This is a genomic window from Shewanella sp. GD03713 (genome assembly GCF_029843705.1).
Classification (GTDB): domain Bacteria; phylum Pseudomonadota; class Gammaproteobacteria; order Enterobacterales; family Shewanellaceae; genus Shewanella.
On sequence record NZ_JAOCIW010000001.1, the window covers coordinates 4514180 to 4526760 of the forward strand.

14 protein-coding genes are annotated in these 12581 nt (G+C 48.8%); 6 read left to right on the top strand and 8 right to left on the bottom strand.

All coding sequences use genetic code 11. The features are described 5' to 3' along the window. Positions 1-89 precede the first annotated feature (89 nt). Complete coding sequence (locus N5E87_RS19755) at positions 90-683, top strand: phosphoheptose isomerase (protein WP_011070670.1); 594 nt, start codon at positions 90-92, stop codon at positions 681-683. Beyond that, positions 680-1246 (top strand): division/outer membrane stress-associated lipid-binding lipoprotein, encoded by a 567-nt coding sequence (gene dolP, locus N5E87_RS19760; RefSeq protein WP_011624409.1) that lies wholly within the window; start codon positions 680-682, stop codon positions 1244-1246. The genes N5E87_RS19755 and dolP overlap by 4 nt, the downstream gene beginning before the upstream one ends. Positions 1247-1264: 18 nt before the next feature. Here dolP and N5E87_RS19765 read toward each other — a convergent pair whose 3' ends face one another. Further along, positions 1265-2185: a DMT family transporter gene (locus N5E87_RS19765; RefSeq protein WP_279775787.1), complete on the bottom strand. Its 921-nt coding sequence runs from the start codon at positions 2183-2185 to the stop codon at positions 1265-1267. Positions 2186-2305: 120 nt separating this feature from the next. On the opposite strand from N5E87_RS19765, the gene N5E87_RS19770 reads away from it, so the two are divergent. Together N5E87_RS19770 and N5E87_RS19775 are read left to right on the top strand one after the other, a co-directional pair. Next, complete coding sequence (locus tag N5E87_RS19770) at positions 2306-3178, top strand: LysR substrate-binding domain-containing protein (RefSeq protein WP_011624411.1); 873 nt, start codon at positions 2306-2308, stop codon at positions 3176-3178. A 264-nt stretch (positions 3179-3442) separates the two neighbouring features. Next, the gene (locus tag N5E87_RS19775; RefSeq protein ID WP_218558478.1) at positions 3443-5056 is read left to right on the top strand and encodes an IS1634 family transposase; all 1614 of its coding nucleotides are present in this window, start codon (positions 3443-3445) and stop codon (positions 5054-5056) included. Positions 5057-5279: 223 nt separating this feature from the next. On the opposite strand, the gene trpS is transcribed toward N5E87_RS19775, so the two are convergent. The 3 genes from trpS to rpe are packed head-to-tail and all read right to left on the bottom strand — an operon-like array spanning position 5280 to position 7675. Then, a complete protein-coding gene (trpS, locus tag N5E87_RS19780) occupies positions 5280-6278 on the bottom strand; it encodes a tryptophan--tRNA ligase (protein ID WP_011624823.1) in 999 nt (332 codons plus the stop codon). Positions 6279-6314: 36 nt separating this feature from the next. Then, complete coding sequence (locus N5E87_RS19785) at positions 6315-6998, bottom strand: phosphoglycolate phosphatase (protein ID WP_279775788.1); 684 nt, start codon at positions 6996-6998, stop codon at positions 6315-6317. Then, positions 6998-7675, bottom strand: coding sequence for a ribulose-phosphate 3-epimerase (rpe, locus tag N5E87_RS19790; RefSeq protein ID WP_011624821.1), 678 nt, complete (start codon positions 7673-7675; stop codon positions 6998-7000). Before rpe ends, N5E87_RS19785 begins: the two co-directional genes overlap by 1 nt. Positions 7676-7937: 262 nt before the next feature. On the opposite strand from rpe, the gene N5E87_RS19795 reads away from it, so the two are divergent. Together N5E87_RS19795 and N5E87_RS19800 are read left to right on the top strand one after the other, a co-directional pair. Next, a complete protein-coding gene (locus tag N5E87_RS19795; protein ID WP_011624415.1) occupies positions 7938-8303 on the top strand; it encodes a hypothetical protein in 366 nt (121 codons plus the stop codon). Then, the gene (locus N5E87_RS19800) at positions 8303-8488 is read left to right on the top strand and encodes a DUF2970 domain-containing protein (RefSeq protein ID WP_011624416.1); all 186 of its coding nucleotides are present in this window, start codon (positions 8303-8305) and stop codon (positions 8486-8488) included. The genes N5E87_RS19795 and N5E87_RS19800 overlap by 1 nt, the downstream gene beginning before the upstream one ends. 26 nt (positions 8489-8514) lie before the next feature. Here the strand turns inward: N5E87_RS19800 and N5E87_RS19805 are convergent, their stop codons facing one another. Genes N5E87_RS19805 through aroK form a run of 4 tightly spaced genes read right to left on the bottom strand, consistent with a single transcriptional unit; the run spans position 8515 to position 12437 of the window. Then, a complete protein-coding gene (locus N5E87_RS19805) occupies positions 8515-9354 on the bottom strand; it encodes a Dam family site-specific DNA-(adenine-N6)-methyltransferase (RefSeq protein WP_279770631.1) in 840 nt (279 codons plus the stop codon). A gap of 48 nt (positions 9355-9402) precedes the next feature. Then, entirely contained in the window at positions 9403-10818 is a 1416-nt protein-coding gene (locus tag N5E87_RS19810) for an AAA family ATPase (RefSeq protein WP_279770632.1), read from the bottom strand. Positions 10819-10836: 18 nt separating this feature from the next. After that, on the bottom strand, positions 10837-11916 hold the full coding sequence (gene aroB / locus N5E87_RS19815) for a 3-dehydroquinate synthase (protein ID WP_086904092.1): 1080 nt from the start codon (positions 11914-11916) through the stop codon (positions 10837-10839). Between the two features lie 5 nt (positions 11917-11921). After that, the gene (gene aroK / locus N5E87_RS19820) at positions 11922-12437 is read right to left on the bottom strand and encodes a shikimate kinase AroK (RefSeq protein WP_011718623.1); all 516 of its coding nucleotides are present in this window, start codon (positions 12435-12437) and stop codon (positions 11922-11924) included. Positions 12438-12581: the final 144 nt, after the last annotated feature.

Sequence of the window (12581 nt, forward strand, 5' to 3'; positions counted from 1 at the left end):
GCTAATCGAATAATTTTTAACGCTTATGCCTCAACTCCATCGTGGAAATATGGCATCATAGCCACACTTTATCCTGAAAGGATGTATCCATGTTAGAACGCATTAAAGACAGCTTTACTGAATCTATCCAGACCAAAATCGATGCAGCCGAAGCACTGCCAGAATCCATCGCCAAAGCGGCCGAGATGATGGTGCAATGTCTTTTGGGCGGCAATAAAATTCTTGCCTGCGGTAACGGTGGCAGTGCCGGTGATGCTCAGCATTTCTCGGCCGAGCTATTAAACCGCTACGAAATTGAACGTCCACCATTGCCCGCGATTGCGCTGTCAACCGACACTTCAACCATCACGGCGATTGCCAACGACTACAGCTATGATGAGATTTTCTCAAAACAAATCTTAGCCTTAGGTCAACCAGGTGACATTCTGCTGGCGATTTCCACCAGCGGTAACTCAGGCAACGTGATTAAAGCCATGGAAGCCGCCCTGAGCCGCGATATGACTATCGTTGCCTTAACCGGTAAAGACGGTGGCGCGATGGCGGGATTACTGAGCGTGGGTGACGTGGAAATCCGTGTCCCTTCTAACGTGACGGCACGTATTCAAGAAGTGCATTTACTGGTTATCCACTGTCTCTGTGACAATATCGATCGCACGCTCTTCCCGCAGGACGAACAGCAATGAGATATGCTGCCCCACTGTTAATGGTTTGCATGCTGCTGCAAGGTTGCGCCGGTGCCGTTATGGTGGGCGCAGTCAGTGGCGCCATGATGGCCAACGATGAGCGTTCGGTGAAGACTCAGCTCGACGATACCAATACCGATTTTAAGATCACCAGTGCCCTGCTAGAGCATGAAGATCTGAAGAAACAAACGAATATCACGGGTGTTTCGGTTAACGGTAATGTGCTGATGATTGGCCAAGCACCCAACTCAATGCTGAGGGATAAGGCGATTAAGGTCGTACAAGATCTTAAGCTTGGCGGAAAGATCCACAACCAGATCCGCATCGGTAACCCAACCTCTTTCACCACCCGTAGCAATGACACTTGGGTGACGACGAAAGTGAAGGGACGCATGCTCAACGAGAAAGAGTTGGATGTCACCCGTATTAAGGTCATCACTGAAAACGGTGAAGTCTTCCTACTCGGACTCATTCACCGTTCTCAAGCCGATATGGCCGTCGATATCGCGCGTAACACCGCCGGTGTGCGTAAAGTCGTTAAAGTATTCGAATACATCGAATAACCGATTGAGCCTAAGCTCTTAGGGTTTAGGCTCGCCTTCTACCGCTTCCAGTCCTAACGCTTTTACTTGGATGTTATCCATTACCTTGGGTGACTTGGCCATCCACATGCCAATCCAAGGTAAAAACAGTGACGGCAACACGATCAGCGCGGCACCCAGCCAACTTAGGCTATCTAACCATTCATCGAATAACAGCCAGCCCAAAAAGACGATAAATAACAGGCCAGTATATTCGGCAATCGCAATATCGCTCGCCTGCGCGCGACGATAGGCCAGCACGCAGAACCAGTGATAAATCAGCAAAAAAGCATTACTGAGTAGTGCTACGGCTAACAATCCCCAGCTCAGCCCCTCAAGTCCTTGAAAGGCCGCGATGATTAAGGTCGCAGGAATACCCAGCAGGTTATACAGCATCAAGGTTAATACTGGATGTTCAGTATTTGGGACTTTTTTCAGGGTCAACTGGTTGACGGCAAAGGTAAACGCCGAAAATAACACAGCCAACCCAAACCAGTTCATCTCACTCGGTCTGAGGATAATTAAGATCCCGACAAACCCAAGTAATGTGCATACCACTTGTTCTGTAGTGATCCGCTCCTTTAAAAACCAATAGCCCATCAGAATAATCATCAACGGCGCCGAGTAAAACAGGGAGCTGACCGTCGCGAGCGGCAAAGCCATTAGGCCAATAATTAAAAAAAGCGCGCCAACCGAGCCTATGTTGGCACGCCAAAGGTGGACCGAAATATGTTCCGTCTTGGGTCGCTGCGAGTACAACCAAATGGGGATTAACATCAATACTGAGGTGATTTGTCTCACGAGTAGAAAAGTGGCCGCATTTGCATCTTCTGGCAGCCATTTGATCGATACATCGTAAAAAGCACTAAATAGATTACCCACTATCAATAAAATCAAACCGATAACTACAGGGCGCTGCATTTTTTACCATCCGCAAATCTCGATGCTGGCATGATAATCCCCACAAAACTTAAGCTGAAATGATGCTTTCTCATGCTAGATGAATTAAATTCATACTAAATTTTTTAGGCATTGAAAATCATGAGAAAGCTTCCTCCATTACGCGCGCTACAAGTCTTCGAGACCGCCGCTAGACAACAGCATTTTTCCAAGGCTGCCGCCGAACTTTGCATTACCCAAAGCGCGGTTTCACATCAAGTGCGTGTATTAGAGGAATATTTTGGCGAGCAGCTTTTCGACCGTCAGGGACGAAAATTGCAACTCACGCCTAAAGGCCAAAGCTTATTTATTGAGTTAGAAAGGATTTTTAATGAGTTAAGCGATCTTAATCTCAAGATCCGCGACACCCCAAACCAACAACTCTGTTTGGCGGTGTACAGCTCTTTTGCGGTGAAATGGTTGATCCCGAGATTAGCGGATTTTAGACGCCAATATCCCAGCGTTAAAATTCGCCTCGAGATGATCACCCAAGACCCCGATCTCAGCACCAGCACGGCCGATATTTTTATCGCGGGCAAACTCAATCAACGGGGCTATTGGCAGCAGCTACTGCATAAGGAACGGCTCATCCCAGTGTGTAGCCCGAGTTTTTACCCCAAGTGGCGTGATATTAACTTAAGCAATTTTCAACAACAGGCACTGTTGATTGTGGATGAGGGGCCGCTAGGGCTCGATTGGCATAAATGGTCATCGGCCCACCAGATCCCGCTGAATAACGAGCAGCAACATATTTTTAGCCATATCGTAATGGCGATTGAGGCGGCAATTGCAGGCCAAGGCCTTGCCCTCGCCCCCGATTTTATGGTGGCAGGTGATATCAGCACCGGCAGACTGGTTGCGGTTAATCTGCCCGATGTTCATACGGGCTTTGAGTTTAGTTTTATCTGTAAGCAACGCCGTCTCACGGAGCCTGCCATCGCAGCCTTTTCCTCCTGGCTGAAATCCCAAGCCTAAACGCTTATACCAATCACATTAAATATCTAATCAGTTCAGAGCCTCACAGGCATCTCAATCCAAGGCGCATTGACGAAGAAATGGTTATTCCCTTTTAAGTCAATGTAACACGGGAGTGAGATGCCTGTGAGGCTCCCGAAGGGCGTGGTTGAACGGGCTTTATACTGCGTTTAAGCCGTCATTCCGCACCTAATTTTCGATTTAAAAAAACTTGACGGCGATCGGCCATTCTGATCTATTACTACTTTTTGCAGGTAGATCATTATGGCCACTCCCGCTATCGCTATTCGTAACCTCGACCACCTTGGTTTGGTCGCTGCACTCTGCCAAGAACTCGGCATTGCTCGCATGATTGATGCGGTGCTCCCCAAAACGCCGCCCTACAAAGTTTCACATGGTGAAGCCTTGGTGGCGATGATTCTGAATGGTCTTGGCTTTCATAGCTCCACCTTGCACATGTTCCCGCAATTCTTTGCCAACAAGCCTGTAGAGCGTCTGATTGGCCCTGGGATCTGTGCCGATGACCTAAATGATGACGTGCTCGGCCGCTGCCTTGATGCCCTCTTTGAGGCCGATGTCAGCACGCTTTATCAGGTGATGGCGGAACAGGTCGTCGAGCGATTGGAGCTCAAAAGTACCGCAGTACACCTCGATATCACCAGTTTCCACGTCGATGGTGCCTATGACCAAGTCGATGGCGAACAGCTCGGTAAGTTGCAATTGGTACGGGGCTACAGCCGCGACCACCGGCCAGAGCTAAACCAGGTTATCCTGGAACTTATCTGCGAAAATCAAGCCGGCCTGCCCATTTATATGCAAGCCTTGAGTGGCAATAGTAATGATACCAAGGCCTTTGCCCAGACCGTACGGCGCCACTTGAGCAGTCTCAAGGCCGCGCAGGAGAGTCGTTATCTGGTCGGCGATGCGGCGCTGTATTGCACCGACACCTTGCAACTACTGGCACAACAGCAACAGTTGTTCGTGACTCGTGTGCCTGTCACCCTCAATGAGGCCAAGCGAGCCGTGGCAACCATTGGCACCCAGTCGCTGGTTGCGCTGGGCAATGGCTATCATGGCTGTTGGCAAAGCGCCAATTATGCCGACGTCGCGCAGCGTTGGTTGCTGGTGCGCAGCGAACAGGCTAGCCACCGTGAGCAGCAAACATTAGCCAAAAACCTACTGAAAGACAGCACGCGTGAGCTGAAAGCCTTTGGCAAATTATGTGCTCAGCGTTTTGCCTGCGAGGCCGATGCGCAGGCTGAATTAGCCCGTTTTGCAGCCAACTTAAATCTGCTGCAACTGGAAGCAGAGGTCGTGAGTGAACCTCTCTATGCTGGGCGCGGAAGGCCGCAAAAGGGTGAAGTGCCGGTGAGCTACCAATTTCACATCAAGGGGTTAGCCGCAAGTAGCTTGGCGCGGGTAGCAGAGGCACGCAACCAGACTGGGGTGTTCATCCTCGCGACCAATGATCACAGTGAAACGCTCACCATGGCTGAGCTGTTGGCAATCTATAAAGCCCAGCAGAACGTCGAGCGTGGGTTTCGCTTTCTGAAAAGTCCCGAATTTTTAACCTCGTCGTTGTATCTTAAAAAACCAGAACGTATCGAAGCATTACTGATGGTGATGACCTGTAGCCTGATGATTTATGCGGCGCTGGAGCACCGTATCCGGCAGGGCTTAGTAGAGCAGAATCGCAGTGTGGCGGACATGAAAAAGAAACCCACGCAAAAACCAACTGCGCGCTGGATCTTTTTACGCTTTGGCGGGGTACACGAGTACCAGTTAGGAGAGGCGCCACCTCAGGTCACGGGGCTAACGGCCGACCAGCAGATCATTCTCGACGTGTTAGGTGAACGCTATCGGCAAATTTATTCCTAAATCAGGTGCGGAATGTCGGTTTAAGGCTTTCGACAGAGCGCCACTATGCCTTCAAGCCTTCGCCTTGCCTAAAGCCCGTTTAACTCCCGCTGAATGAACAGATATTTAATACGATTGGTATTAGCTCTGTATCAAGCAGAGCAATGAATAACAGATATAAAAAAGCCGACCTAGGAATAGGTCGGCTTAATCGAGTGTTGTATAATGGACTTTTTAGGGCAAATTACACTAACAAACCGATCTTCTCGTACACCTTTTTAAGCGTCACTTCGGCGCGAGCCTGGGCATTTTCAGCGCCAGCTTTCATCACTTGGTCGAGGTAAGCACGGTCGGCACGCAGCGCACGGTATCGCTCTTGCAGCGGCTCTAACATGCCCACTACCGCCTCACCCGCGGCACCTTTTAAGTGACCATACATCTTGCCTTCAAACTCAGCTTCAAGGCTGGCAATGCTTTGCCCCGTGATACCCGACATTAAGCTCAGCAGGTTAGATACGCCTGGCTTGTTTTCCATATCGAAACGCACGACTGGCGGCTCATCACTGTCGGTCATGGCTTTTTTCAGCTTTTTCATGACCGCTTTTGGATCTTCAAGCAGGCCAATCACGTTGTTACGGTTGTCGTCCGACTTAGACATCTTCTTCAGCGGATCCTGAAGCGACATCACCTTAGCGCCATGCTCAGGGATAAAAGGCTCAGGAATGGTAAACGTCTCGCCGTACGCGTTGTTAAAGCGAGTGGCGATATCACGAGTTAATTCAAGATGTTGTTTCTGATCTTGGCCAACGGGGATTTCATTTGCTTGATACAGCAGAATATCCGCCGCCATCAGTACAGGATAACCAAACAAACCGACGTTAATATTGTTGGCGTGCTTTTGTGACTTATCCTTAAACTGCGTCATACGGCTCAATTCACCCATTTGGGTGTAGCAATTTAACGCCCAACCCAACTGGGTATGCTGTGGCACTTGGGATTGGATAAACACTGTGCTCTTCTTTGGATCGACACCGCAGGCTAAATACAGTGCAAGCGTATCTAAACAGGCTTCACGCAATGCTTGAGGATCTTGGCGCACGGTAATGGCATGCAAATCCACCACGCAATATAGGCAGTCGTGGCTATCTTGCATGGCAACCCATTGACGCAATGCACCCATGTAGTTACCTATGGTTAATTCGCCGGACGGCTGTGCACCGCTGAGTACTATGGGTTTGGTCATTACGTCATTGCTCCAAATAAAGATAAAAAGATTCGATTAAACTGGCTGAGCGAGATTTAGCCAGCGCAGGATCTCGACAAACTGCTCGCATACAGCGTCAGGGCCAGTGAGCCCAATATCTTCACCGTAGTTGTAGCCATAGGTCAAGCCGATTGATGCAACACCCGCCGCTTTCGCCGCTAAAATGTCATTTTTAGAATCACCTACCATCAACAACTCACTTTTATCGAGTTGCCATTCGGCTAATAGATGCTCGAGCGGTAATGGATCGGGTTTCATCTTCGCCAGCGAATCACCGCCAAGCACTAGGCTAAAGAAGTCATTAATCTTAAAGGCTTCAAGCAAAGGCAAGGTAAAGCGATAGGGCTTATTGGTCACCACCGCCAGCTTAAATCCTGCATCAAACAGGATTTGCAGCACTTGGTGCACATCGGCATAGAGTGCACTGTGCTTCTCAAGGTTTTCTTGATAGTGATGCATAAAGATGGGCATAGCCGCATCCAATACCGTTTGCTCAACAGCTGTGCCTAAAGCGTGGCTCATGGCGCGGCGCATCAGCATTTCAGCGCCATTGCCCACCCAAGTTCTCACCTGTGCCTCGGTACACCTTGCTAAACCTAATTCGGCGAGTGCCGCCTGAGTCGCGACCGCAAGATCGGGCACACTGTCAATCAGTGTGCCGTCGAGATCAAAGGCAATCGCTTTAATCTGTTCCCGCATTATTTGACCTCAACTTTCGCTAGCTCGGCGCGCATCTCATCGACGACGGCCTTATAGTCAGGCTTACCGAAAATGGCAGAGCCGGCGACAAACATATCGGCGCCTGCGGCGGCGATTTCGGCAATGTTATCCACTTTAACGCCACCATCGACCTCTAAGCGAATATCGAAACCACTGGCATCGATACGCTCACGCACTTGACGTAATTTATCTAAAGTCGAAGGAATAAAGGATTGGCCGCCAAAACCTGGGTTGACCGACATCAGCAGAATCACATCTAGCTTATCCATTACATGGTCAAGATAGTGCAGCGGTGTTGCTGGGTTAAACACTAAACCCGCTTTACAGCCCGATTCTTTAATCAGTTGCAGAGTGCGGTCGATATGCTCAGAGGCCTCGGGATGGAAAGTAATAATAGACGCACCCGCCTTGGCAAAATCAGGCACGATACGATCAACAGGCTTAACCATTAAATGCACATCGATATCGGCCGTAATGCCATAGTCGCGTAACGCTTTGCACACCATAGGGCCAATGGTTAAGTTGGGCACATAGTGGTTATCCATCACATCAAAATGCACTACGTCAGCCCCTGCATCTAACACGGCTTTAACGTCATCCCCTAAACGGGCGAAATCGGCGGATAAAATCGATGGAGCAATTAAAAATGGGCGCATAGGACACTCGCTGCTATTGAACAAAAAGTGCCTTATTTTACCCTTAGCTAGGTCATGCCTCTATAGCAAATGCCACATTTATCGCGATTGAAACCCAATAGAGGCGCTATTGGCGCACTCATAACGTACGGTAAACTCAAGGAGATGCTGAATCGTTAGAAAGATTTTAGTGAAGATTGATAAATTATTGTTCATAAACTAAGCGAGTTTGTTATACTCGGGTCGCTATCGTGGATCATTTAGTGGTTGCAAAGGAAGTATCATGAAGGGGCGGTTAACACAGTTTTCACACATTTTAGGCTCGGTGACCTTTAAGTCATCGATGATGTTGGCATTTACCGCAGTGGTAGTCGCCTCCTTAGCCTTTGGCGTGGAAAAACTCACCGCGAGTAACGATACCTCCGCCTGTGCTTGTAGTAGCGATACTCGTTACAACAACAGCTTACCTAGCAGCCATCCAAATAACCGCTGTGCCGAACAGGCGCAAACCTTAAGTTGGAAGACTTGGCTCACTGGCAAAAATCGCTCTAGCCAGTTCCATTTTGTCGACTTGCTTGAATTACTCCATGGTCATCAAGACAAACCTATCGATGACCTAAAGCCCGCTAATTCACAACAGTCCTATTGATGCTCAGCCGGATCTGGCAAGTCTTTCACAGTACAATAGCCGCCTTCTTTGGGGTGCAGTCAGATAGAAATCGTCAAAAAGACTTCCAGACCAACTCACCATTACCGTACATATTGATGGGGATAGTGTTAGCAATTGCCTTAGTCGCCAGCCTGATTCTACTTGTTAGCCAAGTTGTTGGTTAAGCCACTCGATACTACACAACCCAGTATCAATCATCCTGCGGATCATAATTCTCATCGTACAACGCAATCAGCTCGTCGACTTTGTTACGACCACTGCCATTTTGGCTAATGTTGCGCTGCACTTGGATCTTGGCAAGGTGGGCTCCGCGATACAACTCACGTGTCAGCGGAATATCATGGTTACTGATCACGACAGGAATGCGTTGCTCTAACGCCATATGGCGCGAATAACGCGCCAGCAGCGCCTGATCATCTAGGCTAAAACCCGCACCGACATAGGTGGTAAAACTCGCAGTGGTCGAGAGTGGCGCATAGGGTGGATCGCAATAGATCACATCGCCAGTACGGATTTGCTCGAAGGCTTTTTCATAGCCGATGCACTTAAACTCGGCACGCTGAGCTTTCTTTGAAAAGGCTAGAATTTCCTTCTCAGGGAAATACGGTTTCTTGTAGGAGCCAAAGGGCACATTAAAGCCCCCTTTGCGGTTATAACGGCAAAGGCCATTAAAACCATGGCGATTCAAGTACAAAAAATAAACCGAGCGCAAAAAAGGATCGCGGGATTTATTAAAGTCTGTACGCACGCGGTAGTAGGCATCCTTTTGATTCATCTCATCGACGAATAGCTTCCTGGCCGCCTCAATGTATTCGACAGGCCTTTCTTTCACTATGTTGTAGAGATTAATCAGATCTTGATTGATGTCGCAGAGTAAATAGCTGGGATAGTCAGTATTTAAAAAGACTGAACCTGCGCCGACAAAGGGCTCAACTAAACGCTCACCTGTCGGTAAGTAGTTCGCGAGCTCATCCACCAATTTAAATTTTCCGCCGGCCCATTTCAGGAAGGCTCTATGTTTTTTGATCATTTAACTTGATGAATGCCGACAAAAATAAAGGCCATGATTGTACTCTGTTTATTCTGAAATTTCACCGCTTGAGCGCGTTTCTTGTAGTTGATAACCGCCGAGTTCTGCCCATTTTTTTATCAGGGGTTGGCTAAGATGATACTCTTTGACCAATTCTGCGGCCGCCTGCTGTGCCGATTGACTGTTGTTAAACTGCCCTACTAACACCACCCAAAACTGTTTGTACTTGGCGACTCGCACCTCTGGCACATTATGCAGTTTCTTAAGGAGTGACTGTACAGTTTCACGCTGGGAGACGGTCGCAATTTGGATCGCATAGCCGGTTTTCGGCCGCACCGATACGAGTGATGCAGGCTCAGGAGTTGCATGCACCACCTGAGCAGCTGAGTCACCTTTCGCGTGCTCTGTAGGAGCTGGCGCAGGCTCTGCCTCATCAACCTCGGTGACGGTTCTGTCGCCCTTACTTGTCGCTTCATCGACTGGTGGCGCTATGCCAGTCTCTCCTTCCACTTGAGGCTCTTCCCCATGGAACTTAGCCAATGGGTCCGCTTGTTCCACCGCTTCCGCTAATAATGCCTGCGCTAACGACTCGGATCGCTGCCTAAAATACGGCGCTAGTATCTGTTTGCCATGGGCAAGAAACTCTGCGGAATCCACAGCAGGATAAGTCACGATCTCAGGAATTGGCTCACTGGAAAAGGGTTTAGCCAGACCAAGCCAAATTACTATGGAAATCAGCACACTGGCGAGCCCAATTAGCGCGACTTTGTATTGTGTCCATACTGATTTTTTCTCACCCTGACCATGTAGAGCCAGCTCCAGCAAGGACACCACCTCCTGAGGAGTGCCCGTTTGCTTCTCGAGCTGAGCACGCACTATATCCCTTGGCGTAAACGGATTTTGGTCACTATATCGCAGCAAGGTTTGATACAGCGCCTCGCGCTCCGGCAGGCTTAAGGGATCAATGCTGACTGGCAGAATTTGTCGTCTTAACGACTCTGGCAGCTGAGGGAGTAAGTCGGCTAAAAATGTAGGCGGTACCGCTAACGTCACGGCGATGCGCTGACCCGCGCATTGCACTTGATTGAGTATGATGCACTCGGCCCACAATTCTTTAGAGAGTAAATGAGCATCATCGATAATGATGTGCAGCGGCTTACTTTGTTTCGACGCGACACGCAGTATGGTTTCAGCGAGGGAGATTTCGTCATCAAAAATCGGGGATGACACCAATTGCACTAAAATCTTGCGACGAATTTCAGCATTGTCGGCATGCATAGGACAAATGACTAACGCGGCATTCGACTCATCAAAATCTGTGGCTAGCGCCGTGAGTAGTGTCGTCTTCCCCGAACCGTGCGCACCCACAAGCACCAGTAGCTGGTCGCTATAACTGGCCACATGATGCAATCTTTCTACGAGGGCTTCCTGTGAAGGAAGCAAGACTTGCCCCTGAAACGTCACTCATCCACCACACAAGGTTTATGCGCAGCAGATAACCTGTTCTAGGGTAGATTCCGGAACTTGGCTAAAGACATCAGCTCGACCAATGGCCGTCGGGAGTACCAGCCGGATCTGACCACCTAAGACTTTCTTATCGCGACGCATATGTTTAATAAAACTGTCGAAATCCATCGATTCCGGCGCTGTTACAGGCAGCTCGAAAGCGTGGAACAATTGCACAATACGACGAACAATTGACTCATCAATCAATCCCATGGACTTAGCTGTTTGTGCAGCAAGGACTGTGCCAGCCGCAACCGCCTCACCATGCAGCCAGTTACCATAGCCCATCTCGGCTTCAATCGCATGCCCAAAGGTATGCCCAAGGTTTAATAGCGCGCGGACGCCCTGCTCGGTCTCATCCTGGCTCACGACATCGGCTTTAATCTCACAGCAGCGAGAAATCGCATAGACCAAAGCTTGAGTATCTAGACTTTTCAATGCCTGGACATTGTTCTCAAGCCATTGAAAAAACTCAGCATCCCACATGATGCCATACTTAATGACTTCTGCCATCCCCGCAGCGAATTCACGCGCGGGCAAGGTCTGTAAGCATTCAGTATCGATAATGACGATCTGTGGCTGATAAAAAGCCCCGATCATATTTTTGCCAAGCGGATGATTAACTGCGGTTTTCCCACCAACAGAGGAATCTACTTGTGATAACAGCGTGGTAGGAATTTGAATAAAATCGACCCCACGTTGGTAACAGGCTGCGGCAAAACCCGTCATGTCACCAATAACTCCACCACCGAGAGCCACCAGCACTGAATCACGGCCATAATTGCGTTGCAGCAAAGCCGTAAAAATGGAATCTAAATAGGTTAAATCTTTGAATAGTTCGCCATCAGGAAGGATGACGCTGGTTACCTCACCAAACGAAGCCATCGTGTCTTGGATCTGCTTAAGATACAAGGGCGCGACAGTTTCATTGGTGACGATAAGGATACGTTTTTTCAGCAGGTAGCGAGACAATGTCTCGCCATCACTCATCAAACTCTGGCCAATATAAATGGGATAACTACGTTCACCTAAATCAACCTGAATTTGTTTTGTCATTCTGCCTAGAAACCTAATTGCTCAATGATTTGATTCGCAACAACCTTTGCACTTTGATCGTCGGTCTTAACGATCACATCAGCAATTTCTTCGTACAGAGGGTTACGGATTTCTGCGAGGTTTTCTAATACTTCTCGCGGATCATCTACTTGCAGTAATGGGCGACGCTTGTCTCTTTGAGTGCGCGCAACCTGTTTGTCGATAGTGGTTTCGAGATACACCACGATACCGCGAGCAGATAAATGATTACGGATATCTTTGCTCTGAACTGAACCACCGCCAGTGGCAAGGACAATACCTTGTTTTTCAGACAGATCAGCAATAACCTGAGCTTCGCGACGGCGGAAACCTTCTTCGCCTTCAACGTCAAACACCCAAGCAATATCGGCGCCTGTGCGTTGCTCAATCTCTTGATCTGAATCGTGGAATTCTAAATGCAGCATTTGCGCCAGATGGCGACCAATTGTGCTTTTACCTGCGCCCATTGGGCCTACCAGAAAAATATTACGTTTTTCAGCCATTTCTTGTACGTCTGAATCTTAATGAAAAGTATGCCTATGTCGACTCATGAACAAGCCGACCTACTGTATGTTACCTTGCTCTAATGAGACTTGACCGAGGATTATCTCAGTTTCATGTCTAGTCTGGCAAGTGATGCACGCTAT

Coding starts and splice junctions, on each gene's coding strand:
- dolP (WP_011624409.1), top strand. CDS start 680: ATGAGATATGCTGCCCCACTGTTAATGGTTTGCATGCTGCTGCAAGGT.
- aroB (WP_086904092.1), bottom strand. CDS start 11,916: ATGACAAAACAAATTCAGGTTGATTTAGGTGAACGTAGTTATCCCATT.
- N5E87_RS19805 (WP_279770631.1), bottom strand. CDS start 9,354: ATGATCAAAAAACATAGAGCCTTCCTGAAATGGGCCGGCGGAAAATTT.
- N5E87_RS19795 (WP_011624415.1), top strand. CDS start 7,938: ATGAAGGGGCGGTTAACACAGTTTTCACACATTTTAGGCTCGGTGACC.
- N5E87_RS19785 (WP_279775788.1), bottom strand. CDS start 6,998: ATGCGGGAACAGATTAAAGCGATTGCCTTTGATCTCGACGGCACACTG.
- aroK (WP_011718623.1), bottom strand. CDS start 12,437: ATGGCTGAAAAACGTAATATTTTTCTGGTAGGCCCAATGGGCGCAGGT.
- trpS (WP_011624823.1), bottom strand. CDS start 6,278: ATGACCAAACCCATAGTACTCAGCGGTGCACAGCCGTCCGGCGAATTA.
- N5E87_RS19765 (WP_279775787.1), bottom strand. CDS start 2,185: ATGCAGCGCCCTGTAGTTATCGGTTTGATTTTATTGATAGTGGGTAAT.
- rpe (WP_011624821.1), bottom strand. CDS start 7,675: ATGCGCCCATTTTTAATTGCTCCATCGATTTTATCCGCCGATTTCGCC.
- N5E87_RS19800 (WP_011624416.1), top strand. CDS start 8,303: ATGCTCAGCCGGATCTGGCAAGTCTTTCACAGTACAATAGCCGCCTTC.
- N5E87_RS19770 (WP_011624411.1), top strand. CDS start 2,306: ATGAGAAAGCTTCCTCCATTACGCGCGCTACAAGTCTTCGAGACCGCC.
- N5E87_RS19775 (WP_218558478.1), top strand. CDS start 3,443: ATGGCCACTCCCGCTATCGCTATTCGTAACCTCGACCACCTTGGTTTG.
- N5E87_RS19755 (WP_011070670.1), top strand. CDS start 90: ATGTTAGAACGCATTAAAGACAGCTTTACTGAATCTATCCAGACCAAA.